General features: G+C 62.8%; 23 protein-coding genes. 15 read left to right on the top strand and 8 right to left on the bottom strand.

Annotated features, from left to right (window positions below; all coding sequences use genetic code 11):
* Window position 1: 1 nt before the first annotated feature.
* Window positions 2–670, bottom strand: a complete 669-nt coding sequence (locus HK107_RS13510; protein WP_173200675.1) for an MBL fold metallo-hydrolase — start codon at window positions 668–670, stop codon at window positions 2–4.
* A gap of 283 nt (window positions 671–953) precedes the next feature.
* Between HK107_RS13510 and HK107_RS13505 the strand changes: the two genes are divergently transcribed.
* On the top strand, window positions 954–1475 hold the full coding sequence (locus HK107_RS13505) for a VPLPA-CTERM sorting domain-containing protein (protein ID WP_173200673.1): 522 nt from the start codon (window positions 954–956) through the stop codon (window positions 1473–1475).
* Window positions 1476–1499: 24 nt separating this feature from the next.
* Here the strand turns inward: HK107_RS13505 and HK107_RS13500 are convergent, their stop codons facing one another.
* A complete protein-coding gene (locus HK107_RS13500; RefSeq protein WP_173200671.1) occupies window positions 1500–3140 on the bottom strand; it encodes a chloride channel protein in 1641 nt (546 codons plus the stop codon).
* A gap of 157 nt (window positions 3141–3297) precedes the next feature.
* On the opposite strand from HK107_RS13500, the gene HK107_RS13495 reads away from it, so the two are divergent.
* From HK107_RS13495 to HK107_RS13450, 10 genes are all read left to right on the top strand, one after another.
* Window positions 3298–3924 carry an outer membrane beta-barrel protein gene (locus HK107_RS13495; protein WP_173200669.1) on the top strand — a complete coding sequence of 209 codons (627 nt, stop codon included), beginning with the start codon at window positions 3298–3300 and terminating at the stop codon, window positions 3922–3924.
* A gap of 88 nt (window positions 3925–4012) precedes the next feature.
* Window positions 4013–4876: a tetratricopeptide repeat protein gene (locus tag HK107_RS13490; protein ID WP_173200667.1), complete on the top strand. Its 864-nt coding sequence runs from the start codon at window positions 4013–4015 to the stop codon at window positions 4874–4876.
* Between the two features lie 135 nt (window positions 4877–5011).
* Entirely contained in the window at window positions 5012–6391 is a 1380-nt protein-coding gene (gene tilS / locus HK107_RS13485; RefSeq protein WP_173200665.1) for a tRNA lysidine(34) synthetase TilS, read from the top strand.
* 43 nt (window positions 6392–6434) lie between these two features.
* Entirely contained in the window at window positions 6435–8339 is a 1905-nt protein-coding gene (gene ftsH / locus HK107_RS13480) for an ATP-dependent zinc metalloprotease FtsH (protein ID WP_173200663.1), read from the top strand.
* Window positions 8340–8481: 142 nt separating this feature from the next.
* On the top strand, window positions 8482–9654 hold the full coding sequence (locus HK107_RS13475; RefSeq protein ID WP_173200661.1) for a hypothetical protein: 1173 nt from the start codon (window positions 8482–8484) through the stop codon (window positions 9652–9654).
* Between the two features lie 23 nt (window positions 9655–9677).
* Window positions 9678–10469 (top strand): dihydropteroate synthase, encoded by a 792-nt coding sequence (folP, locus tag HK107_RS13470; RefSeq protein ID WP_173200659.1) that lies wholly within the window; start codon window positions 9678–9680, stop codon window positions 10467–10469.
* A 78-nt stretch (window positions 10470–10547) separates the two neighbouring features.
* Window positions 10548–11912 (top strand): phosphoglucosamine mutase, encoded by a 1365-nt coding sequence (gene glmM, locus HK107_RS13465; protein WP_173200657.1) that lies wholly within the window; start codon window positions 10548–10550, stop codon window positions 11910–11912.
* Window positions 11912–12400 carry a hypothetical protein gene (locus HK107_RS13460; protein WP_173200655.1) on the top strand — a complete coding sequence of 163 codons (489 nt, stop codon included), beginning with the start codon at window positions 11912–11914 and terminating at the stop codon, window positions 12398–12400. The genes glmM and HK107_RS13460 overlap by 1 nt, the downstream gene beginning before the upstream one ends.
* Window positions 12397–13191: a bifunctional hydroxymethylpyrimidine kinase/phosphomethylpyrimidine kinase gene (thiD, locus tag HK107_RS13455; RefSeq protein WP_173200653.1), complete on the top strand. Its 795-nt coding sequence runs from the start codon at window positions 12397–12399 to the stop codon at window positions 13189–13191. Before HK107_RS13460 ends, thiD begins: the two co-directional genes overlap by 4 nt.
* A gap of 31 nt (window positions 13192–13222) precedes the next feature.
* Entirely contained in the window at window positions 13223–13918 is a 696-nt protein-coding gene (locus HK107_RS13450; RefSeq protein WP_173200651.1) for a hypothetical protein, read from the top strand.
* Here the strand turns inward: HK107_RS13450 and HK107_RS13445 are convergent.
* Window positions 13915–14577 (bottom strand): uracil-DNA glycosylase, encoded by a 663-nt coding sequence (locus tag HK107_RS13445; protein WP_173200649.1) that lies wholly within the window; start codon window positions 14575–14577, stop codon window positions 13915–13917. The two genes, HK107_RS13450 and HK107_RS13445, sit on opposite strands and share 4 nt — an antisense overlap.
* The gene (locus tag HK107_RS13440) at window positions 14574–15161 is read right to left on the bottom strand and encodes a LabA-like NYN domain-containing protein (RefSeq protein WP_233061513.1); all 588 of its coding nucleotides are present in this window, start codon (window positions 15159–15161) and stop codon (window positions 14574–14576) included. The genes HK107_RS13445 and HK107_RS13440 overlap by 4 nt, the downstream gene beginning before the upstream one ends.
* A gap of 52 nt (window positions 15162–15213) precedes the next feature.
* Between HK107_RS13440 and folK the strand changes: the two genes are divergently transcribed.
* Complete coding sequence (folK, locus tag HK107_RS13435) at window positions 15214–15726, top strand: 2-amino-4-hydroxy-6-hydroxymethyldihydropteridine diphosphokinase (protein ID WP_173200647.1); 513 nt, start codon at window positions 15214–15216, stop codon at window positions 15724–15726.
* Window positions 15727–15777: 51 nt separating this feature from the next.
* Window positions 15778–17052 (top strand): serine--tRNA ligase, encoded by a 1275-nt coding sequence (gene serS, locus HK107_RS13430; protein ID WP_173200645.1) that lies wholly within the window; start codon window positions 15778–15780, stop codon window positions 17050–17052.
* 224 nt (window positions 17053–17276) lie between these two features.
* On the opposite strand, the gene HK107_RS13425 is transcribed toward serS, so the two are convergent.
* Window positions 17277–17555, bottom strand: coding sequence for a hypothetical protein (locus tag HK107_RS13425; protein WP_173200643.1), 279 nt, complete (start codon window positions 17553–17555; stop codon window positions 17277–17279).
* Between the two features lie 146 nt (window positions 17556–17701).
* Between HK107_RS13425 and surE the strand changes: the two genes are divergently transcribed.
* Window positions 17702–18454: a 5'/3'-nucleotidase SurE gene (surE, locus tag HK107_RS13420; RefSeq protein WP_173200641.1), complete on the top strand. Its 753-nt coding sequence runs from the start codon at window positions 17702–17704 to the stop codon at window positions 18452–18454.
* 4 nt (window positions 18455–18458) lie between these two features.
* Window positions 18459–18971: a GNAT family N-acetyltransferase gene (locus HK107_RS13415; RefSeq protein WP_173200639.1), complete on the top strand. Its 513-nt coding sequence runs from the start codon at window positions 18459–18461 to the stop codon at window positions 18969–18971.
* Here HK107_RS13415 and HK107_RS13410 read toward each other — a convergent pair.
* The 3 genes from HK107_RS13410 to HK107_RS13400 all read right to left on the bottom strand — a co-directional run bounded on the left by HK107_RS13410 (window position 18968) and on the right by HK107_RS13400 (window position 22271).
* Window positions 18968–19360: a VOC family protein gene (locus HK107_RS13410; protein ID WP_173200637.1), complete on the bottom strand. Its 393-nt coding sequence runs from the start codon at window positions 19358–19360 to the stop codon at window positions 18968–18970. The two genes, HK107_RS13415 and HK107_RS13410, sit on opposite strands and share 4 nt — an antisense overlap.
* A gap of 14 nt (window positions 19361–19374) precedes the next feature.
* Entirely contained in the window at window positions 19375–20361 is a 987-nt protein-coding gene (gene trxB / locus HK107_RS13405) for a thioredoxin-disulfide reductase (protein ID WP_173200635.1), read from the bottom strand.
* A 104-nt stretch (window positions 20362–20465) separates the two neighbouring features.
* Complete coding sequence (locus HK107_RS13400; RefSeq protein ID WP_173200633.1) at window positions 20466–22271, bottom strand: tetratricopeptide repeat-containing sulfotransferase family protein; 1806 nt, start codon at window positions 22269–22271, stop codon at window positions 20466–20468.
* Between the last annotated feature and the right edge of the window lie 20 nt (window positions 22272–22291).

Genomic DNA, 22291 nt, shown 5'->3' with positions numbered 1-22291 from the left:
CCTAGTTCCCGGCGAGGACGTGATCGGCGACGAAGGCGTTGGAGCGGCGCTCCTCGCCGAACGTCGAGATCGGTCCGTGCCCTGATACAAACCTCGTATCGTTGCCGAGCGGCCAGAGCTTTTCGGTGATCGAGTTGAGGAGCGTCTGGTGATCGCCGCGCGGGAAGTCCGTTCTGCCGATCGAGCCCTTGAAGAGGACGTCACCGACAAAGGCGAGCCTGGCATCTTTTTGGTGGAAGACGACATGCCCCGGCGTGTGACCTGGGGTGAAGTAGACGTCGAACACGACGCCCCCGATCTCCACCGTGTCACCATCATCGAGCCAGCGGTCAGGCACCACGTTCTCGCCCTGCGCATCGACACCGAAGCGCAGGGACTGCTCAGCGATCTGGGATAACCAGAAGACCTCCTCCTGATGGGCGCCTTCGATGGTCGCGCCGGTCCGCTTCTTCAGCTCCATGGCTCCCGACGCATGGTCGAGATGGCCGTGGGTGAGCCAGATCTTCTTGATATCCGCCTTCATCGCCTCGGCGGCAGCGAGAAGCTTGTCGACCTCGCCGCCCGGGTCGATCACCGCCGCATCGCCATTGGCCGCGCGGATAATCGAGCAGTTCTGCTGGAAGGGCGTGACGGGGACGATCTGGACTTGGAACGGAGGCTGTTGGGTCATCACGATGGGCTAGCGCGGCATGGGGCGACGGGCAATTCGGGAAAGGCCGGTTTGCGCCCGGTCATTGCCTGTGTCTTAATGCACGTTAACAATTGCTCTTGGGGGATCTGCGGTGCGGATGGTGACGGTAAGAGATTGGGCGGCCTTCGGGCTAGCGGTTTTCCTGTGCGCGACAACAGCGGATGCACGGTTGGTGCGTTCCGGCGGGTCCAGCGATGGGTCTGGCGGCGTCTGCAATACAGATGGCAGCGGGGGGGGCGGCGGGGGCACGTTGCAGCTTGCCGTGTTCAACGAGGACGGCAGCGGCACCCCGGGCACATTAATCCCGGCCTTTCGGGATATCGAGCTCTCGGCCCTGCCTGAGGATCGCTGCTCGGTAGCGGATTTCTACCGGTTCGTAGCGGGGGACCTTCTGGCTTTCGAAGGCTCCGCAACCGGCGATGATGTCGGTCTCCTCAATGCCGATGATCTCGACGTCTCCTACGATTGGACGGTTGGTGGATTCACTTTCACCTCCGACACGCTGACGCCGACCTTCAGCACACCGATCCCTGACGCGCTTTTTGAGACCGATGGGCGCCTGCCCCTCGGGATCCTTGCGACAATCACCCCTGCTGTGGGAAAGGCGTTCTGGTTCTGCGATGCGTCCGATTGCAGCGAGGCGCTGTTCCTGTCGAGCGGTCAGTCATTCGAGATCAATGGCCTCGGCGCCTCTGCCGAGTTTGTGGTTCCATTACCCGCGGGCGGTCTGCTCATGCTGACCGTTCTGATGGGCGCCGGGGGCCTCAGGCGACTGCGGCGTTAGTCCGGATTACGCCGGACTCCAGCCCTAGCGGTGGTGCTCGATGTGGCTGTCGACGAGGGCTTTGTTGTAGGTCCTGAGGGCCCGGATCTGGGTGATGGTGCCGAGGAGTTTGTTCTGATCCTTGGCGGTGGTCACGGGCATGGCGTCGAGCTTCAGCTTGGACATCTCCGCAAGGGCATCGCCCAGGGTCTGGTTGGCTGAGAGGCGCGGCGTGTCGTCCTCCAGCGGCGCGGCGCTGTCGGGGACCGGGCGCATGACGTCGCGCACACGGATGGTCTGGAGGATGACGCCCTGCGGGCCTTCGGAGAGGTCGTAGCCCCGCTGGTTCAGCTGGAAGTGGAACCAGCTCGTGCCGAAGAAGATCTGTGTCAGGACGGTTGCGATGCCGACCGCGATCATCAGCGCTGCTGTCATCGTGTAGTCGCCGGTCAGTTCGAAAACGATCAGCGTCGTCGAAATCGGCGCACCGATGATGGCGCCTGAGACGGCGCCCATGCCGATCATGGCGAAGAAGGTCGGCGAGGCGATGAACGGTCCGAAGATCATGTTCATGACGATGCCGAACGCCGCCCCTGACATGGCGCCAAGGAAGATGCCGCCTGAGAAGACGCCGGTGCCGAAGCGGCACGAAAGGCAAAGGACTGTCGTGAAAACCTTCGCGAGGAGAAGGATCGTCAGTAGGCCGAGCGTATAATTCCCCGCCAGCGCTTCCGTTGTCGCCTGGTAGCCATAGCCGAGGGCCTCGGGCAGCACGATGCCCACCGCGCCCATGCCGACCCCGGCAATCACGGGGAGGAGGGGCTGGGGCAGTCTCAGCCTCGAGACCGACCAACGCGAGGCCGACCGCCCCCAAGCAGCGGCAACGAGAAACAGGATCGACACCGCCCCTGCGATCAGCCCGAGGCTGCCTCCGAGGGCGAGGTCGAGGGGCGCAGCGCCGCCATATTCGGGGATCACGAAGCGGTGGAGATCGCCAAGGTGATACCGGGCGATCAGTGTCGCGATGATCGAGGAAAGAGCGATGGGCGCAAAGATCGACAGGGCGTAGTTCGACAGAACCACTTCGAGGGCGAAGAGGACCCCTGCGATAGGCGCATTGAAGGCCGCCGACACCGCGGCAGCCGCTGCGCAGCCGAGCAAGGTCCGGCTGTCCCGCGCGGAGAGGCCAAACCGCTTGGAGACCAGAACGGAGAACGCTCCGCCTAGGAGAACAGCAGGCCCCTCGCGACCTGCGCTCGATCCTGAACCCAGCGCAATCGCGCAGACGGCGGTGTTGATGAGGCCGCCGCGCATGGTGATCGCTCCCGGAGGGCGGGCGCGGGCTTCGATCACTTCCGCCACGCCCTGACACCGGAAATCGGAGATCCAGCCTGACCTGCGTGACCACCAGAGGAGGAAACCGACGATCACGCCCCCGGCCACCGGCACGACGAACGCCCGCCAGGGTGCGAGTGCCCTCGCGCCCTCGGCCAGCATTTCGGCCGGCTCGCCATAGGCCCACTCAGTGATCCATTCGATCGCAAGGATGAAGCCGATAACGCCGTAGGTGGTGAGGACACCCGTCACCGCGGCGAGGAGCCAGACCTTGATGTCGGTCAGGGTCGCGGCCCTCTCGGCGGAGTGCCTGAGCCAGGTCTGAACTCTAAGGGTCGGCGCAAGGTTCATGTCTGGAAGCGCCGCTATCACCCTTCGGCTGGGCTGTCAGCGGTCAATCGGATGGGCACTTACGCAAAAGAAAAGCGCAAGGTTTGATCAATCGCGTCAGAACCCCCTTAAGCCGCAATCGGCACCCTCATCCATCGGGAAGCGATCAGGAACCTCCATGCGACACCTCCTCAAGGCCGCCATCGCGGTGCTTGCCACCTTGTCAGCCGCCGAAGCCGCAGAACCCAAGCGCTACCTCGCATTGAGCGCGGGCGGTTTCACCCTGTCCGGTGAGAGCATCACCTATCCCACGGGTTTCGAGACGGCCGAGGCGGAGATCGCCACCAGCGCAGGCTCGGCCTTCTTCGCCGCCTATGGCGCGCCAAAGCGGAAGAATGTGTGGGTCGAGGGCGAGATCGGTGTCTTCCATGCCCGGTGGAACTCCAATGGCGGAAACCAGGTCTTCGCCTTCTGCGATACGACTTTTGACTGTGAAAACAGGCGAATCGGTACGACGGCGCTGATGGGCAACCTCATCGTATCCGGCAACACCCGCCGGGTCGTGAGACCCTATGGCGGGATCGGCATGGGCCTGATGGTCTCTGCCACCGATGACGTGAACTCAGACATTGCCTTCGGCTTCGGCTGGCAGGCCAAGGGCGGTATTGACTGGCGCGTCGGTGACAAGATGCGGCTCGGCGCCCAGTACCGCTATCTCGGTGCCCCCGAGGCTGAGCTCTATCAGGGCTTCACATTCGAGGCGGATGGGCAGGCCCTGCTCCTGTCCCTGGCCCGGGATCTCTGATCCGGGGCGAATCTGGGCAGCTTTCAACTACAAAGCGTTCCCGCCCTGTGTTAGCGATCGCCCGTTACCTGTCTCAAAGGGCGAAATGATGAAAGCTTTTGTCGGGGGCCTCAGTGCCCTCCTGTTCGTGGCCGGGGGGCTGGCCACCGATGCCGAAGCGCAGAACCGCAAGACGCGCGACCGTCTCGAGGAGATCGAGCGCCAGCTGACTGACCTGCAAGGCGCAGTCTTTGGCGAGGACCGCGAAGGCGCGCCGGTGCGCTTCCAGGGCGCAAACCCCGACGGCACCGCCCCTGTGCAGGCTGGCGGTGCCAATGCTGACCTGATGCTCCGCATCGGGACGATCGAGTCCGAGCTCCAGCGGATCAATGGCGAGGTCGAGCGCCTCTCCTTCATGATGCGCCAGCAGGACGACAAGCTCAGCAGGCTGATCTCTCTCGCCTACCCAGAGCTCGAAGGTGAGTTCTCCTCGGGTCCGGTCGAAGCGCGGGCTTCGGACGGCATTACGGGCGGCGGTCCTGTGGACCTCGTCTCCGGCGGCGATGCTTCGGACGCACTGCCTGAGTTCTCCGATGCGGAAGCTGCCTACCGCGCTGGCCGTTCGGCGCTTCTTGAAGCGCGCTACGACGATGCCGAGCGGGCGTTCCTTGCGATCACGGAGAATTTTTCTGATAGCGACCGCGCGGGCGATGCCACCTACTATCTCGGCGAGACCTACCTTGCGCAGGGCGACCTCGGCGCGGCTGCACGGGTGCTGCTCGATTTTATCCGTCAGTATCCAGAGCATGAGCGCGCGGCCGAAGCGCACCTCAAGCTTGGCCAGGCCTTTGCCCGTGCCGAGAAGACTCGCGAAGCCTGCCGCGTCTGGCAGCGTGGCCTTCAGGAATATCCTGACATGAACGAGAACCTCCGTACACGCATGAGCCAAATGCGCGAGGCAACCTGTTCGTAGCCATCCCGTCTTCCCGGAAAGCGCATGAGCGCTTATTCGGGATCCATGGGCTGACCTTTCCCGTGGACGAAGCGAAGACGGCTTTCTCCATGGGTCCCGGATAGCCCGCTGGGCTTCCGGGAAAGCGGAGTGCCATTGACCACCGATCTCCAAATCCCATGGCCGCTGCCTCCCGGTGAGGCCGCGGCCATTGCCGTTTCGGGGGGTGCTGACAGTTTCGCGCTCCTCCACTGGGCGTGGAAGGCGGGACACCCGATCGTTGCGCTGACCGTGGATCATCAGCTCCGCGAAGGGTCGGCGGAGGAGGCCCAGGCTGTCAGGACGTTCTGCAGTGAGCGGAACATTGCCCACGAGACGCTGATCTGGCGCGGTGAGAAACCATCAACCGGCATCCAGGCTGCCGCCCGCGAGGCGCGCTACCGCCTCCTCTGCCAGGCTTGCGAGCGGATGGGGATCGAACATCTCCTCACCGCGCACACGGCCGATGACCAGGCCGAGACCGTCTTCATGCGCCTCCGCCGGGGCGCAGGCCGGGGTCTCGCCGGAATGCCTTCGGAGCGAAAGATCGCCGCAGGGCCGGGAGCGCTCATCACCCTCCACCGCCCGATGCTCGGTCTACGGAGAGAGGCCGCGCGCGCCTACGCCGAGGCACAAGGCGTGCCCTTCGTCGATGATCCGTCCAATGATGATGAGAAGTATGAGCGGGTGCGGGTCCGCGCACTCCTCGCCGCGCTGGAGCAGCAGGGATTGCTGACGGTGGAGGCGCTTTGCGGGACCTCGGCTCGGGCGGCAGCAATCCAAGAGGCAATTTCAAGCGGTTTCGAGCATTCAACCGGTGACATCTCGTATTTGCTGGGGCGCCAGAGCGATGATCAGGGCGTTTTCCCGGCTGATAGGGATGGCATTCCTAAATTCCTCTTCGATGCTGAGCTCGTGCCAGAGCATGGCGGAGCCATTGAGGATTGGGATTATGAGCTGGTCCGGGCTTTTGCATCGGCCATCGGTGACGACTGCACTGATCGGCCTATCCCCGAGCTTCAGCCTTGTAGCCGCACCACGTTCGCAGGCGTCGTGATTGACTGGCGTGACGCGGAGGAAGACTATTGGGCGCCGATTGTGATCCTCCGCGAACCTGCCGCGCTCCTGGGCCGCGCTGACGGCACCCCCGGCTTCACGCCCGTCCCGGCGCCTTCCGGTTCCAAGCATCTCTACGACCGGCGCTTTATCGTTACGGTTCCGGTACAGGCCCGCGCCAGCCTCGATCTCCGCCCGCTAGGTCAACTCATGCCGCGGGACATTGCCACCTCGACCCGCGCGCGGCAGCGGATTGCGACGCTGCCGTGCCTCGCGGAGGGTGACCTTCTGCGCTATCTGCCCGAACAGGCCCAAGACGCCGTGACGCAGGCGCTTGCGGGTTGGAAGCAGGGTGACGCTTTCTTATCTCACCTAGAAGGCACGTTTCAGGCACGCTCGCTGTTATCGGAGCGTTTCGTCGGTGACGTGATCAGATATTAAGCGGCGGGCGCTTATCTCAAGGCCCGCTTGGAAAGGACTTCTCATGAACGGTCGCCATTGGATGGTCTGGGGTATGATGCTCGTCGTCGCCCTGATGCTCATCTACTTCTTCTCCTCCGCGACCCCGACCCAGAGCGTCAGCCAGCTTTCCTACAGCCAGTTCCGCAACCAGGTGGAACAAGGCCAGGTGCAGCGCGCGAGGATCGAGGACGACAACGTCACCGGGGAGCTGGAAAACGGCGACCGCTTCGTTGTGGCTGTGCCTTCGGGCGATACGGTGGCCGAGCTTCTCTACGAGAACGACGTCGCGGTCGAAGTGGTGCCTGAGCAGGAGGCCTCGCTTCTCCTGCAGGTCATCGTGAACCTCCTGCCGATCCTCCTGATCTTAGGCCTCATTTTCTTCGCTATGCGCCAGATGCAGGCGGGCAGCGGCAAGGCCATGGGCTTCGGCAAGTCCAAGGCGAAGCTCCTCACCGAGAAGCATGGCCGCGTGACCTTTGACGATGTCGCCGGCATCGACGAGGCGAAAGAAGAGCTTGAGGAAATCGTCGACTATCTGCGCGACCCGATGCGGTTCCAGCGTCTCGGCGGCAAGATCCCGAAGGGCGCGCTGCTCGTGGGTCCTCCTGGTACCGGTAAGACGCTTCTCGCACGGGCCATCGCTGGCGAGGCTGGCGTGCCGTTCTTCACGATCTCGGGCTCCGACTTTGTCGAGATGTTTGTCGGCGTGGGTGCTTCGCGTGTCCGCGACATGTTCGAGCAGGCCAAGAAGAACGCGCCCTGCATCATCTTCATCGACGAGATCGACGCCGTCGGTCGCTCGCGGGGCGCTGGCCTTGGCGGCGGCAATGACGAGCGCGAGCAGACCCTGAACCAGCTCCTCGTGGAGATGGACGGCTTCGAAGCCAATGAGGGGATCATCCTCATCGCGGCCACCAACCGCCCTGACGTCCTCGACCCGGCGCTCCTGCGTCCTGGCCGTTTTGACCGTCAGGTCGTGGTGCCGAACCCTGACCTTGTGGGCCGTGAGAAGATCCTCGGTGTCCACATCAAGAAGGTGCCCCTCGGCCCCGACGTGAAGATCCGGGATATCGCCCGCGGCACGCCGGGCTTCTCGGGCGCAGACCTTGCGAACCTCGTCAACGAAGCAGCCCTTCTCGCTGCGCGCCGAGGCAAGCGGATCGTGACGAACAAGGAGTTCGAGGACGCGAAAGACAAGATCATGATGGGTGCCGAGCGCCGCTCCACCGTCATGACCGAGGACGAAAAGGCCCTGACTGCCTATCACGAGGCTGGTCACGCCATCGTCGCCCTCAACGTTCCAAAGACCGACCCGGTCCACAAGGCGACCATCATCCCGCGCGGCCGTGCCCTCGGCATGGTCATGCAGCTGCCTGAACGCGACCGCTTCTCCATGTCGAAGATCGAAATGGAGAGCCGTTTGGCCATCCTGATGGGTGGCCGGGTCGCTGAAGAGCTGAAGTTTGGCAAGGAGAATGTCACCTCTGGCGCCTCGTCGGACATTGAGCAGGCCACGAAGATCGCCAAGCGCATGGTCACCCAATGGGGCCTGACCGATGAGCTCGGTCCCGTCGCCTACGCCGAAGACGAGGGCGAGGTCTTCCTCGGCCAGTCGATTGCGCGCTCCAACTCGATCAGCCCGGATACGGCGAAGAAGATCGAGGACCTCATTCGCGGCCTGATCGACGATGCCGACAAGACGGCCCGCAAGATCCTTGGCGAGACCCATCGCGACGACTGGATCAAGCTTTCTGAGGGTCTTCTCGAATACGAAACGTTGACCGGCGAGGAGATCAAAGCGCTCCTCAAAGGCGAGCGGATCGTTCGTGACGAGCCTGAGGAGCCTTCTGGTCCTCCCCCAAGCTCGGTCCCCTCCACGGGCGGCTCGAACCCGCCGGTGGGCGGCGCGGAGCCCCAGGGGATCTGACGATCCTTCGAATTTTAAGAAAGCCGGGCCCAGCGCCCGGCTTTTTTCTTATGCGCGTTAGGGATTTCGGGTCTTCCGGTTCCCAACCGCGACCTTAGATGTTAACGGAGCGTTAGAAGTTTTCTCCAGGGCAGGGGGCCACATGAAGCCGAATTTCCACGCCATCGGCGCACTCACCTACGGTCTCCAATTCGGCTTTACGGCCATCCCTGCTGCGCTCCGCCGCGGTTGGTTGTCCCTCATCATCGTCATCGCAGCGCTTGGCGCGGGCTATTCGGCCCTCAGCGAGACCGGCGTGCTCGAGCTCATGCTCGGCGGCTGGAATGCCGACACCACCCAGCTCGAGGAGTTCTTCGAGGGGCTCGAGGACATGGACGACGAGATGATCTTCGCCAATGAGGAGTTCGGCGACTTCATGGGCGCGTGGTTCTTCATCACCTTCGCGCAGCTCGCGGCGACGATCATGTTCATCCCGGCCCTGGTCGATCTCTACCGCAAGGCTGCTGGGCTGGAGGAGCGTCCCGGGTTCCTTCCTGGTTTCGGCAATGCGGAGTGGGCGCTGTTCGCTGCGGTGATCATCCTCTTCTTTGCAACTCTCTTCTATATGGGCGTTGCCTCATTGCCGGTGATTGGCCTGATCATCTTTGGCGTACAGCAGAGCCAGCCGATCCTCATTTTCCTTGGCGGCCTTCTGGCGGTCGCAGCCGTGGTCTGGTTCCCGGTCCGCGCCCAGCTTATCCCGATCCACTCGGCGCTCAGCGGCCGGATCGCCTTCATGGAGGGCTTCAACCTCACCGGTGGCCGCTTCTGGAAGTTCCTTGGGCTCCTGATCCTCGCAGCTATTGTCGTGCACGGTGTCATGGCATTCGCCGTGTCGCTTCTGCAGCTCGCGCTGTTCTCGATGGGCCAAGGCGCCGTTGCGCTCCTGATCTACGGTCTCTTCTACGTCTATGCGATCGTTGCGATGGCCGGCATTTTCGGCCGCGTCACGGGCGAGCTCATGGGTTTCGATCCTGAGGGCGGCGAAGCAGCTGCCGCCGCCGACGACGGTTTCGGCGGTGACGACGACTTCAGCGATGATGGCGAGACGTTTGCCGACGATGTGGCGGAGGCGCCTGAGACTGTCGAGACGGCGGAAGAGACCCTTCCCCGCGACTTCGCCGGTGATGAGCGCCGTTCCTTCGTCGAGCCTCAGCCGATGGTGCGCCGTGCTGCTGACACCGCTCCCGCAGAGGAGAGCTCGCCTTGGCAGCGCCCGACGGACGACCTTCCCAAGAACTCGATCATGTTCGTGCGGAACCGCTTCCGCCGCTAGGCCGCTGGCGCTAGGCGGTGCCGATGAAGATCTTCGGCATCGTCAACGTAACCCCTGACAGCTTCTCTGATGGAGGCCGCTTCGCCCGCTGCGAGGCAGCCATCGACCACGGCTTGCGCCTCGTAGAAGAGGGCGCCGACGTCTTGGACATTGGCGGAGAGAGCACCCGGCCCGGCGCCGTGCCCGTCAGCGTCGAGGAGGAGCTCGACCGGGTCCTTCCCGTGATCGAGGGGCTCTCAAGTCGATCGGATGCCCGCATCTCCATCGATACCCGAAAGCCCGAAGTGGCGCGCGCGGCCGTGGAGGCTGGCGCTTCCATCTGGAACGACGTCACGGCGCTGCGCTTCTCTCAGGAGAGCGTGGGCGCAGCCGCGGATCTCGGCTGCGACCTTGTCCTGATGCACATGCAGGGCGAGCCCGGTACCATGCAGCAGGAGCCCCGTTACGCCGATGTCGTTTCGGAGGTGCAATCGTTTCTCAAGGAGCGGATCGAGACCTGCGAGACAGCGGGGATCTCTCGCGGGAAGATCATCCTCGATCCCGGCATCGGTTTCGGGAAAGCCCTCGAGCATAATCTGGCACTGCTCCAGAACCTCGAAAGCTTTCGGCAGCTTGGCTGCGATCTGATGATGGGCGCGAGCCGCAAGCGGTTCATCGCGGCGCTGGATCGTCAGGGCGATGCTGACGCCCGCGTCGGCGGGAGTATTGCTGCCGCCCTCAGGGCGCAAGCGGCAGGCTGGCACTGGGTCCGCGTCCATGACGTTGAGGCAACCCGGCAGGCCCTCGCGGTGGCCAGAGCCATCGCAGCAACCTGACGGTTTTCACAACCTCTTCTTCTCTTCTTCCTATCCTCACCGGCTATGAGCTAAGCGGCCCGCAAGACGGAGGTGCCCATGCGCGGCGACGATAATCCCAGAGAACGCAAGGTCTTCGGCACCGATGGTGTGCGCGGCATGTCGAATGAGGGGCACCTGACCCCTGAAGGCGTCCTGCGCCTCGGCACGGCAGCAGGCCGATTTTTCCGTCGCGGCGAGCATCGGCACAGGGTGGTGATCGGCAAGGACACGCGGCTCTCGGGCTACATGATCGAGCCAGCGCTGACCGCAGGTTTCATCGCGGCGGGCATGGATGTCCTCCTCCTCGGCCCGATCCCGACGCCTGCGATGGCGATGCTCACCCGTTCGATGCGCGCCGATCTCGGCGTGATGATCTCGGCCTCGCACAATCCGTTCCATGACAATGGCCTCAAATTCTTCGGGCCTGACGGGTTCAAGCTTTCGGACGAGACCGAGCTCGAGATCGAAGCGCTGATGGAAGATGGTGCATCGGTCGGGCTTGCGGACGCATCGAACCTAGGCCGGGCCAAGCGGGTTGATGACGCAGGGCCCCGCTACATCGAATTTGCCAAGGCGACCCTGCCAAGGCGGCTCAATCTAGAAGGCGTCCGGGTCGTTCTCGATTGCGCTAATGGTGCAGCCTACAAGGTGGCGCCGGTGGTCCTCTGGGAGCTTGGCGCGGAAGTCATCACGCTCGGTGACAAACCCAATGGCTTCAATATCAATGACGGGTGCGGATCAACGCATCCCGAGAAGATGCAGGAGAAGGTGCGCGAAGTGCGCGCCGACATCGGCATCGCTCTCGACGGTGACGCGGACCGGGTCATCATATCCGATGAGAAGGGCAACCTTGTCGATGGCGACCAGATCCTTGCGACCATCGCTTGCTCGCTCCAGCGCGCAGGCAAGCTGACCGGTGAAGGCGTCGTCGGGACCGTGATGGCCAATATGGGGTTTGAGCGGTTCCTTGACGGCCACGGCATGAGCCTGATCCGCACCAAAGTCGGCGACCGCTACGTCGTCGAGGCGATGCGGGAGCGCGGCATGAATGTCGGCGGCGAACCCTCAGGGCACGTCGTACTTTCGGATTTCTCGACCACGGGTGATGGACTCGTCACGGCACTGAATATCCTGAGGGTCGTTGCCGAGCAGGGGCGTCCTGTCTCCGAAGTCTGCGACAATTACGATCCGTTCCCGTCTATCCTCAAGAATGTCCGCTACAAAGGCGGTAATCCTCTCGACACGGATAGCGTCAAGAAGGCGATCGAGGCCGGTAAGGAAAAGCTCGGCAATGCCGGGCGCACAGTGATCCGCAAGTCTGGCACCGAACCCCTCATCCGGGTCATGGCCGAAGGTGAAGACGAGGCGCTCGTGACGGGCGTGGTCGATGACATCTGCGAAGCGGTGAAGAAAGCGGTCTGATGCGCGACCTTGCGTTTGCGCTCCTGAGGGTTCTCGCAGCGGCTTTCATAGGCATGGTTGCGCTGCCCGGCCTTTTGACCATGATCGTCTCGAGCCCGCTCTACTTTACCGAGGGCTTTGCTAAAGATGCCGCCTATTACTGGAGCGCCAGCTTTACCGTAGCGATCATCGGGGTTGCAATCCCTGTGCTGATCTTTCTCTACGCCCGCAAAATCGCTGTGCTGATCGTTCCCGATAAGCCGCTGGCTGCCGTTTCGTTCGATCTGCCGACGATCACCCGTGCTGCCTTCGTGGTTGGAGGGGTCAGCCTCCTGGTCAAGGGGGCATCGGGTGTCGTGATCCTGCTGGGCGAGACGTTCAGGTGGATGTCGTTCATGGCGAAGTACCACGGCCTTCGCGAGATGCCGAACTATCATCATTACCTTCAGGACGCAGGAGAGTTGCTCGTTGGAGCCATTCTTCTGGTTGTGGCATGGCGACTGAAATGAAAGGCCGTGTCCTGATCATCGCAGGGTCTGACTCCGGCGGCGGCGCGGGGATTCAGGCGGACATCAAGACGGTGACAGCGCTCGGCGGCTACGCTGCGACGGCGGTCACGGCGATCACGGTGCAGGATACCAAAGGCGTTCATGCCGTGCATCCTGTTCCTGATGAGATCATCAGGGAGCAGATCAGGGTCGTTCTGGAGGATATTGGCGCTGACTGCATCAAGATCGGGATGATCGGCAGTGCAGGCTCGGGTAGGGCCATCCTCAATGCGCTCAAGCCCTGGCCGGATATCCCCCTAGTGCTCGACCCGGTGCTCGTCGCCACGAGCGGCGACAGTTTGGGCGATAGCGATGTGGCCGAGCTTCTGCGTACAGAGTTTCTTGGTCGCGCTTCGGTGGTCACGCCGAACCTGCCTGAGCTTGAGGCGCTGACCGGCCAGAACGCGATGCAGGACCCGGTTGGAGCTGCTCGGTCCCTGATCGGCATGGGCGCGAAGGCGGTGCTGGCGAAGGGCGGACACGGCGAGGGTGATCTCCTCCTCGACCAGCTCGTGACCGCCGAGCAGGTCTATCGCTACGAGAACCCGCGCATCGAAACGCGGCACACCCACGGCACGGGGTGCAGCCTTGCAAGCGCGCTGGCGACGGGGATTGCGCAGGGGCTGACGCTGCCCGAGGCGTGCGAGCGGGCAGTGGCGGCTGTTCACGCCGCGATCGCCGCTGCGCCCGGGCTTGGTCAGGGACACGGGCCCATTGGTCATCTTGCGATGTCGTCATGGAAACGCGATTGACGGTCTGGCCGCGCCTCGTCCTAATGGTTCCATGATCGCGCTCCTGCTTCTCACCACCGCCGACCCTGTGCTCGCACGCCTTCAGGAAGCTCCTTATACGGAGGGTCCGCGCTGCCCCTTCACGGTCGACATGGTCTTCGCTTCCGGCGAGGAAAATGAGAGCACCCGGCTGCTCATTGATCCTGCGGATGGGAAGGCCGTGGTCATCGACGAGGACGGAAATCCGGTTGAGGGGCCTGAAGGAGATGAGCAGTCTACGGAGGAGCCTGAGCCTCGGGATGAGGGAGAGGATGACGGCCAGTCGGTCTCGATGGGTGCCATCAAGTATGAAGAACTGCGTTCGCTCTTTGCGCTCCCGTTCGAGAGGACAGGGGAGGCTGATGGCTTGGTGACCTTCACCCTCAACGATCTGCCCAATGGGACCGTGGAGCTGGCGGAGAAGGATCTGTCGAACCGTTCCCAGATCGAGCTGACCGTCGCTGAGGGTGGCGATATGCCTTACCTCGCGGCCTATCGCGAAACACTCCTAAAGCCCGTCAGGATGAAAGTCGTTGCACGGATCAAGGCTTACGAACGCGAGGCGAGTTTCGAGCTCTTCGAGGGCGCACCGCGTACCGTGAGCGAAGCGATGAAGGCGTCGATCAGCATCATGGGCAAGCCGCAGGAGATGGCATTCAACATGACCTACGACTATCCCGATTGCCCGGAAGAAGAGGTTGCCCGCTAGGCGCAATCCTCCGCGCACTTGCCGATGACTTCGTCAAACATCGCTTCGGTCAGGCGCTTGGTCGACGTGTTGTAGCGGCTGCAATGGTAGCTTGAGCGCAGGCGTACGGTACGGCTGTCGACATCGATCTGATAGTCCGTGTCATGACCGAAGGGCTTGCCTGCCACCCGCTCGCCAAACGACCGCAGGACAGCGTCATGGCTGATCTTGCCGAGACACAGGATCGTCTCAAGGTTTGGCAGACTCAGGATCCGTGAGCGGAGGAAAGGACGGCAATTGTTGACCTCGGCTCCGACCGGCTTGTTCTCTGGCGGGACACACCGGACTGCATTGGTGATCATCGTGCCGACAAGCTCGAGCCCGTCATCGGGCCGCTTGTCATAGGTCCCGCGCGCAAGGCCCGCCTTCAGGAGAGAGCTGTAAAGAAGGTCCCCGGCCCAGTCCCCGGTGAAGGGACGGCCCGTCCGGTTGGCTCCGGTCTTCCCCGGCGCAAGCCCTACGATCAGCAGACGGACGGCATCATCTCCGCCAACGGGGGCGAAGCTCGGTACGGCACCGTTAAACCATGAGGGTTCTTCTTCAGCGCAAGCCTCTCTGAAGGCAACGAGGCGCGGGCAGAGGGGGCAGTCCCTCGGCGCCTCAGGGGGAATGGCGGTCACTCGTCCTCGTCAGTGTCGTCGTCGCGCTTGGGCGCATTGCCCTTTCTCGCTATCACGCCTTCGAGGTCGGTCAAATCGATGAATTCATCTGCCTGCCGACGGATATCGTCCGAGGCCATGGGCGGCTGGCTCTTCACAGTGGAAACGCAAACGACGCGGCAGCCTTGCTCCTGCACGCGCTTGACCGCATGGCGGAAGTCACCATTGCCGGTGAAGAGGACGAGGCAGTCGAGCTTTGGTGCCATGAGGACCATGTCCACCGCGAGCTCGATGTCCGTATTGCCGCGATAGCGCTTGCGCCCGTCCTGACCCACGAACTCACGCGCAGGCTTCGTGACCATCGTGAAGCCATTATAGTCGAGCCAATCGACGAGGGGCCGAAGGGGCGAGTAATCGGCGTCCTTGTCCTCCTGCATCGCGGTGTAATAGTGCGCGCGGACCAACCGCGTCTCGCGCTTCAGCCGCGCGAGGAGATTGCGGTAATCAATGTCGAAACCGAGCGTCTTCGCAGTCTTGTAGAGATTAGCGCCATCGATGAAGACGGCGGTCTTGTCATCGGGGTCGAGACCCATCCACTCACTCATATTAGCTCCGAAACGATCAATATATTCGCGGGACTACCAAGGTTTCTAGCTTGTGACAAATACAGTTAAAATTACACTTATTGGTCTCGGCGCGAACAAGCCCTGGCTCGGAAAGGGCCCGGGGGAGACCGTTTTGGCCGCCGCGGAGGCCCTCAAGAAGCTGGGGGGTGAGGCTCTGCTCTCGCCTCTCTACCGCAGCTCGGCATGGCCGGATCCATCTGGGCCTGAGTACCGGAACGCTGTTCTGAGGCTGGAAAGCGCACTGGCGCCGGAGGCGCTGCTCGGAGCGCTTCTCGCCACCGAGGCGGCCTTCGGGCGGACGCGCTCGGATGATCCGGCCTTGCGTTATGCGCCGAGGACGCTGGACCTCGATCTCCTCGCAGTCGGTGATGAGATGCGCGACACGGGAAGGCTGACGCTGCCTCACCCGAGGATCGCCGAGCGGGACTTCGTGCTTCTGCCGCTGAAGGACGTGGCGCCGGAGTGGCGGCATCCTGTGACGAAGAGAACCGCTAGCGAGATGATCAACGCCCTGCCCAAGATCGGGGCGAGCCTCGCCACCTAGGCGGTTGCCCCGCGAGCAACCATCCCTATTGTGCCGCCAACGGAGAGCACCATGCACGATATTCGCTGGATCAAGGACAACCCCGAACTGTTTGACCGCGCAATGGTCCGCCGCGGCGATGATGCGCGCGCCGCTGACCTCATCGCGATCGACGAGAAGCGGGCCTCCACCGTCAAGGCGATGAACGACGCGCAAGCCGAGCAGAAGCAGGTCTCGAAGAAGATCGGCGCGGCCAAGGGCCAGGGCGACGAGGCTGCGGCTCAGGCGGCCATGGCAGAAGTCGGTGCACTGAAGAACCGGGTCAAGGAGCTGGAGGAGGAGGAGCGCCAGCTTGCGGCCAAACTCCGCGAAGAGCTGCTCCCGATCCCGAACATCATGGACGAAGACGTCCCCGAAGGCGCGGACGAGAGCGACAATATCGAGCTGCGCAGCTGGGGCGAGCCGAAGACGATCGAGAACGCCAAGGACCATGTGGACCTCGGTGAAGCCCTTGGCATGATGGACTTCGAGGCTGCGGCCAAGCTCTCGGGCTCGCGCTTCGTTGTCCTTAAGCGTGACCTCGCCAAGCTCGAGCGGGCGCTCGCCAACTTCATGCTTCAGATGCACACGGAGGAGTTTGGCTATGAAGAGGTTCAGACGCCTGTACTCGTCCACGCCGAACCTCTTGAGGGCACGGACAAGCTCCCGAAGTTCGAGGAAGACCTCTTCAAGACGACCGGTGACCACTACCTGATCCCGACGGCCGAAGTGACCCTCACGAGCCTCGTCGCCGACGCGATCCTGTCCGAAGTAGAGCTGCCCAAGCGGATGACGGCGTGGACCCAGTGCTTCCGCGCAGAAGCCGGGTCGGCTGGCCGGGACACGCGCGGGCTCATCCGTATGCACCAGTTCTCGAAGGTCGAGCTTGTGTCAGTAACGACGCCTGAGGCTTCCGACGAGGAGCATGAGCGGATGACGCATTGCGCCGAGGAAGTCCTCAAACGCCTCGATTTGCCGTTCAGGACGATGCTTCTTTGCTCAGGCGATATCGGCTTCGGCGCGGCGAAAACTTATGACCTTGAAGTGTGGCTGCCGTCGCAAGGCACCTATCGCGAAATCAGCTCCTGCTCGAACACCCGCGGTTTCCAGGCCCGGCGGATGAACGCCCGCTTCCGCCGCGAGGGGCAGAAGAAGCCTGACTTCGTTCACACGCTGAACGGCTCAGGCCTCGCGATCGGCCGGACGATGGTGGCGATCCTCGAGAACTATCAACAGCCCGACGGCTCGATCGCCGTGCCGGACGTTCTAAAGCCCTTCATGGGCAAGGACGTGATCGGCCGGGAGTAGGGGCGGCCAACCTCTCCCTCTGGGAGAGGTCCAAATCTATAGACTTGGGGTGAGGGCAGGCGGTGCGTGCCCTTCCGCCACTACCGTGGCCTTCTTCGCTTTCGAAAGGTCCCCCGGACCCTTCGATCCGCCTTCGGCGACCAGCTACGAAGCCCTCACTCGACATCGCAGATGTCGATCTCTCCCGGAGGGAAAGATAAGGCGCAGCGACTCGCTAGAGACCTTTAACCCCGATATCCCGCCAAGCGCTTGGCGTTCTTCCTGAGGGTCTTCCGGCCTGGCTCGGCGAACTTGGCGGCAGGGTCTTCCCAGCTCGCCTTGTCGCCGGTTATCAGGCCGGTGGCGAGGGCCCAGTAGCCGTCCGTTGCGGCCTGAACCTTCTCGGAGACCATGCGCTCCATCTCCTCAGGGCTGCCCTGACCGGTGGAGAAACGCCAGACGCGATTGGAAATCACGAGGCTTGTCAGCATCATGTCTTCCAGCGCTTTGTCGTCGAACACCATGGCGGCTCCTTAGAAGACCCTGATCTTGCGCCTGACCCTGCCATAAGCGCAAGGCCGACTTTTGGCGTGAACAAGGCATCATCTCGTCACTTGCGCAGCGTGGTCGGCCAGTGGTTAACGGGGGGCGAACAGATGGTGAGGCCTCCATGCGGATTTTGTGCAGCAATGATGACGGGATCAACGCGGGCGGCCTCGAGACGCTCGAGCGGATCGCGCGGCAGCTCTCCGACGATGTCTGGACTGTAGCGCCCGAGGTCGACCAGTCCGGCATGGCCAGGTCGATCACCCTGACCCGCCCCTTGCGTATCCGGAAGACGGAGCCCCAGCGCTATGCCGTAGACGGAACACCGACCGACTGTGTCCAGCTTGGCGTTGAGCACCTTCTCAAGGATCACAAGCCTGACCTGATCCTGTCCGGCATCAACAATGGCGCGAACGTGGCAGAAGACGTCACGATGTCCGGCACCATTGCCGCTGCGTTCCAAGGCATGACGATCGGCATCCCTTCGGTCGCGCTGAGCCAGGTGCGCCAGGACAGGAACAAGCCGCCGTTTCACACGGCCGAGGCCCACGCGCCGGGGATCCTCCGCAAGCTCCTTGATAAGGGGTGGGCGGACAATGTGGTCATGAACCTCAACTTCCCCATGTGCGAGCCGGATGAGGTTGAAGGGGTTGTCCTGACCCGTCAGGGGAGCCGGGATAACCTCGAACTCTTTGTCGAAGAGCGGATGGATATGCGCCAGCGGCGCTATTACTGGTTTGGCTTCTCCGGCAAGCCGGGACAGCCTAAGGAGGGGACGGATATCCATGCTCTCTGGAACAAGAAAGTGTCGGTTACGCCGCTTCATCTTCAGCTGACGGATGACGCTACGATCGACAGCCTGAAAGACGCGTTCTGATCCCATGAGTGTCATCCTGAGAAAGACCGATCCGCAGGGAGACGCGGAAGCGCTTCACCGCATCTACGGCGATGCGGAGAGCTGCCGCTACCTGCCTGATCCGCACTTCGCGACGGTTGAGGAGACGGTCAGCAAGCTGAGCGAGTGGGTGAATGGTGCGCCGCAGAGCGACTGGGCGATCGTGTTTGAAGGCGATGTCGTCGGGCGGGTGACGATCTATGAGAAGCCCAATGGCGTCTGGGAGATCGGCATCATGGTCACGCCCAAGACGCGAGGGCGGGGCATAGCTGTCGCGGGCTGTCAGGAGGCGATCGACCGAGTCGATGCTGCATCGAAGCCACGCCGGATCATCGCGGATATTGATCCTGACAATGCAGGCTCCATCGCGCTCTTCGAACGGCTCGGGTTCAAGCTGGAAGGCGTCCTGCGCAAGGAATGGGTGACCCATCTCGGGGTGCGGGACACCTGTCTCTACGCCTTGATCGACGACGACCCGCGGCCGTGGCGCTCTGCCTAGGGTAGGTTCAGCTGCCAAGAGACGCCGAAGCGGTCTTCGACCCAGGCATAGCGCCTTGAGAAAGCATAGGTCGCCGCGGGCATGATGTAACGGCCACCCTTGGCCAGCTTCTCCGCATACGCATTAAGCTCTCGACCGCTGCGGCAGCTGACGAAGATCGAGGCCGACGGCGTGAAAGTGAAATCGTGCTCGTTGGGCGTGTTGGTCAGGATGATCCGGTGCTCACCCAGCCTCAGCTGCGCAAGCTTGAGCGCCCCAGCCATGGGCTCGGTCTGGCGGAACCGTTGGGACGTGATGACGGAGCTGTCTTCAAAGACCGAGAGGTAGAATTCGAGGGCGTCTTCTGCGTCGCCCTCGAACATCAGGCAGGTGTAGAACTGATCGGCCATGATGAGCCGCGAGGCTATTCCGCTGCGTGCTGAGCGTTTGCTGCGCCCTGATCGAGCTCTTCCTGAGCGGTGAGATATTTCTCGGCCTCCAGCGCAGCCATGCAGCCCATGCCAGCTGCGGTCACGGCCTGGCGATAGGTTTCGTCGGTGACATCGCCGGCCGCATAGACCCCCGGCTTCGAGGTGGCCGTCGAATCAGGCGCAGTGATGATGTAGCCAGATTCCTTCATCTCCAGCTGCCCCTTGAACAGATCCGTCTGCGGAGCATGGCCGATGGCAACGAAGAAGCCGTGGCAGTCGATCTCGATCGTCTCCTCACCCGTGGTCGAGGAGAGCCTGAGGCCTGTGACGCCGAGCGGGTCTTCGTCGCCCAGAACCTCTTCGACTTCGCGGTTCCAGAGGACTTCAACCTTCTCATGCTTGAGGAGGCGCTCCTGCAGGATCTTCTCCGCGCGAAGGCTGTCACGCCGGTGGATGAGGACCACTTTCTCAGCGAAGTTTGTCAGGAACAGCGCTTCCTCAACGGCCGTATTGCCGCCGCCGACCACAGCAACGGTCTTGCCGCGATAGAAGAAGCCGTCGCAGGTCGCGCAGGCCGAGACGCCGAAGCCCTGGAACTTCTGCTCCGACGGAAGCCCTAGCCATTTTGCCGTGGCGCCTGTCGCAATGACCACGGCATCGGCGGTGTAGGTGTCGCCGCTGTCGCCCTTGAAGGTGTAGGGGCGCTTGGAGAGATCGGCCTCGATGATGATGTCGGTGATCATCTCGGTGCCGACATGCTCCGCCTGACCCTTCATCTGTTCCATCAGCCAGGGGCCCTGAATGACGTCAGCAAAACCGGGGTAGTTTTCCACATCGGTGGTGATCGTCAGCTGACCGCCTGGCTGCAGGCCGAACACCATGGTCGGCTTCAGCATCGCGCGCGCAGCATAGATCGCGGCGGTGTACCCGGCCGGGCCTGAGCCGATAATCAGGAGTTTGCGGTGCTTGGTCTCTGCCATGGGAAGCCTCGAAATTCTTAACGCCGACCTATGTGGCTGAGCGTCCGCGAGTCTGCAAGGCGGCTCAAGGCTGCCTTGCCCCCTGTGGAAAAGCTGTCTGGAACCTATTCGTAGAAGCCATCGAACCGGCTGAGCACGTCTTCGCCGAGGGCCTCGCGAAGGGAGTCGAGGTGAGCGCCGGCCTTCTTCCACGTCCCGATTCCCTTGGTGGATATGGGCTGCCGGACCTGTTCGGAGCTGGCTGTTCTGACGGCACGCTGGGTTTCGTGAGGTCGGAAGCAGGCGTCCTCTTGGCTGACGCCGATATGGTCCAAGATGCGCGCGATACCGGACGCGGGATCCCGGACGAGCTCTTCATGCTGCACACGGAGCACCCGGCCGGGCAGAACGCTATCCCAATGGTCCATCAAGGCGAGAAAGCCGCGATAGTAGGCAGCGATGTTGTGGAGGTCATAGGCGAATGGCGAGCCCTTCGCGAAGTACTGCTTGTAGATGCTCAGGCCACAATCGAGCGGGTTGCGGCGGGCATCGATGATGATCGCGTCTGGCAGGACCTTGGAAATCAGGCTCACATGCTCGAAATTGTGGGGGAGCTTGTCCGTGTAGAAACGGCTTTCTGTCGAACGGAAGAGCTTGCTTTCTTCTCGGTAGACTTCCCCGAGTTCGGTGAGTTCCGCGCTCGTCAGCTGGCCGAGGCCGTCGGCATATTCGCCGTTCGTACGCTCACGGATGATGAGGTGTGCACGCCTTTTGACAGCGGGTAGCGTGAGGGACTCGATCGTCCCTTCAATCTCGGAATGGCTGGCGAGGATCTGCTCGATCAGGGTGGAGCCTGATCGCGGCAGTCCGACGATGAAAATCGGCGTCGCGTCTGCGCGCGTTTTGGCCGTTTCCGACAGCGCCTCGGAACCGATCTTCTGGGTGAGTTTCTCGATGGCCGCCCGGAAGCTGTCGGGGGAAAAGCTTTTCTCTGGATGCAGATGATTAGCCTGGGTGTAGGCTTTCATCGCGGCGTCCCAGTCGCCTTCAGCTTCCAGCGCGCGGGCGAGGGAGAAGGCGGCCATGGCGCGCTCGTCTGGTGGAGCCTGCGGTGCACTGATAAGTCTCGCCATGACCGATCTGTCTTGGGCGCTGAACTTATGTGTCTTCATGTCGGCGAGGGCCCAGACGGGCGCCCCTGGAAAGCGCCGGTTCACTGCGCTTTCCTGCAGGGCTTTGATGGCCTCGTCCCGCCGCCCCAGGACCCGGAGGATCTGCCCCTCCACCAACCTGGCCTCGCCCTTTGCTTCCTTCTGGGCGCCGGCCAGTCTCAGGGCCTCGCGGGCAGCCAGAAGAGCATCCTCATACTGACCATATTTGAAGAGAACCGTCGCGAGGATGAGGTTCGACGGCAGCCCCGGCTCGATCTTCGGCAGAGGCCTCACTTCCTGAACAGCGCGGGTGAAATGTCCTGCGTCTTCCAGCGCGGCGACGTAGAGCTGGCGCAGGATGCTGTTGGCTGGCGTGGCAGCGATGCCCCCCTCGAGGATCGCGACGCGGGCCTCGTGATCGCCCGAGCCACGCAGGATCTGGGCGAGGGCAAAAGTTGCGCGAGGGTGCCCGGGGACTTTCTCCAGCATCCCGCGGGCCATGCCTTGGACAAGGTGGCCCTGGCGACTGTTCACGGCCTGTCCGATCTTCGCGAACTCATCGGTGAGCGGATCAAACGGATCGGCTGAGCGGGTCATCTCGCCCGCTTCCTCGTAAGCGCCACTTTCAAAAAGCAGCCTGCCGAGAAGGAGGCGTCGCCTGTAGCTCTCAGGCCCGAGACCGAGGCCGGTCTTGAGCCGCGCGATCGCATCGGCAGCTCGGCCTGCAGCGGCGAGGGATTCAGCGTCCTGGAGGAGGGGGTCGTCGGGCAGCGCGGTCATGCTGTCCCAGATAGCAAAAT

The organism is Parvularcula mediterranea (assembly GCF_013085255.1).
GTDB classification, from domain to species: domain Bacteria; phylum Pseudomonadota; class Alphaproteobacteria; order Caulobacterales; family Parvularculaceae; genus Parvularcula; species Parvularcula mediterranea.
The sequence above is the reverse complement of the archived record's forward strand: the minus strand, read 5'-3'. Positions and strand labels throughout refer to the sequence as shown.

Coding starts and splice junctions, on each gene's coding strand:
- folP (WP_173200659.1), top strand. CDS start 9,678: ATGAAGATCTTCGGCATCGTCAACGTAACCCCTGACAGCTTCTCTGAT.
- HK107_RS13460 (WP_173200655.1), top strand. CDS start 11,912: ATGCGCGACCTTGCGTTTGCGCTCCTGAGGGTTCTCGCAGCGGCTTTC.
- surE (WP_173200641.1), top strand. CDS start 17,702: ATGCGGATTTTGTGCAGCAATGATGACGGGATCAACGCGGGCGGCCTC.
- glmM (WP_173200657.1), top strand. CDS start 10,548: ATGCGCGGCGACGATAATCCCAGAGAACGCAAGGTCTTCGGCACCGAT.
- HK107_RS13450 (WP_173200651.1), top strand. CDS start 13,223: ATGATCGCGCTCCTGCTTCTCACCACCGCCGACCCTGTGCTCGCACGC.
- HK107_RS13475 (WP_173200661.1), top strand. CDS start 8,482: ATGAAGCCGAATTTCCACGCCATCGGCGCACTCACCTACGGTCTCCAA.
- HK107_RS13410 (WP_173200637.1), bottom strand. CDS start 19,360: ATGGCCGATCAGTTCTACACCTGCCTGATGTTCGAGGGCGACGCAGAA.
- HK107_RS13425 (WP_173200643.1), bottom strand. CDS start 17,555: ATGGTGTTCGACGACAAAGCGCTGGAAGACATGATGCTGACAAGCCTC.
- HK107_RS13400 (WP_173200633.1), bottom strand. CDS start 22,271: ATGACCGCGCTGCCCGACGACCCCCTCCTCCAGGACGCTGAATCCCTC.
- HK107_RS13500 (WP_173200671.1), bottom strand. CDS start 3,140: ATGAACCTTGCGCCGACCCTTAGAGTTCAGACCTGGCTCAGGCACTCC.
- ftsH (WP_173200663.1), top strand. CDS start 6,435: ATGAACGGTCGCCATTGGATGGTCTGGGGTATGATGCTCGTCGTCGCC.
- HK107_RS13440 (WP_233061513.1), bottom strand. CDS start 15,161: ATGAGTGAGTGGATGGGTCTCGACCCCGATGACAAGACCGCCGTCTTC.
- thiD (WP_173200653.1), top strand. CDS start 12,397: ATGAAAGGCCGTGTCCTGATCATCGCAGGGTCTGACTCCGGCGGCGGC.
- HK107_RS13415 (WP_173200639.1), top strand. CDS start 18,459: ATGAGTGTCATCCTGAGAAAGACCGATCCGCAGGGAGACGCGGAAGCG.
- HK107_RS13495 (WP_173200669.1), top strand. CDS start 3,298: ATGCGACACCTCCTCAAGGCCGCCATCGCGGTGCTTGCCACCTTGTCA.
- HK107_RS13490 (WP_173200667.1), top strand. CDS start 4,013: ATGAAAGCTTTTGTCGGGGGCCTCAGTGCCCTCCTGTTCGTGGCCGGG.
- HK107_RS13510 (WP_173200675.1), bottom strand. CDS start 670: ATGACCCAACAGCCTCCGTTCCAAGTCCAGATCGTCCCCGTCACGCCC.
- trxB (WP_173200635.1), bottom strand. CDS start 20,361: ATGGCAGAGACCAAGCACCGCAAACTCCTGATTATCGGCTCAGGCCCG.
- serS (WP_173200645.1), top strand. CDS start 15,778: ATGCACGATATTCGCTGGATCAAGGACAACCCCGAACTGTTTGACCGC.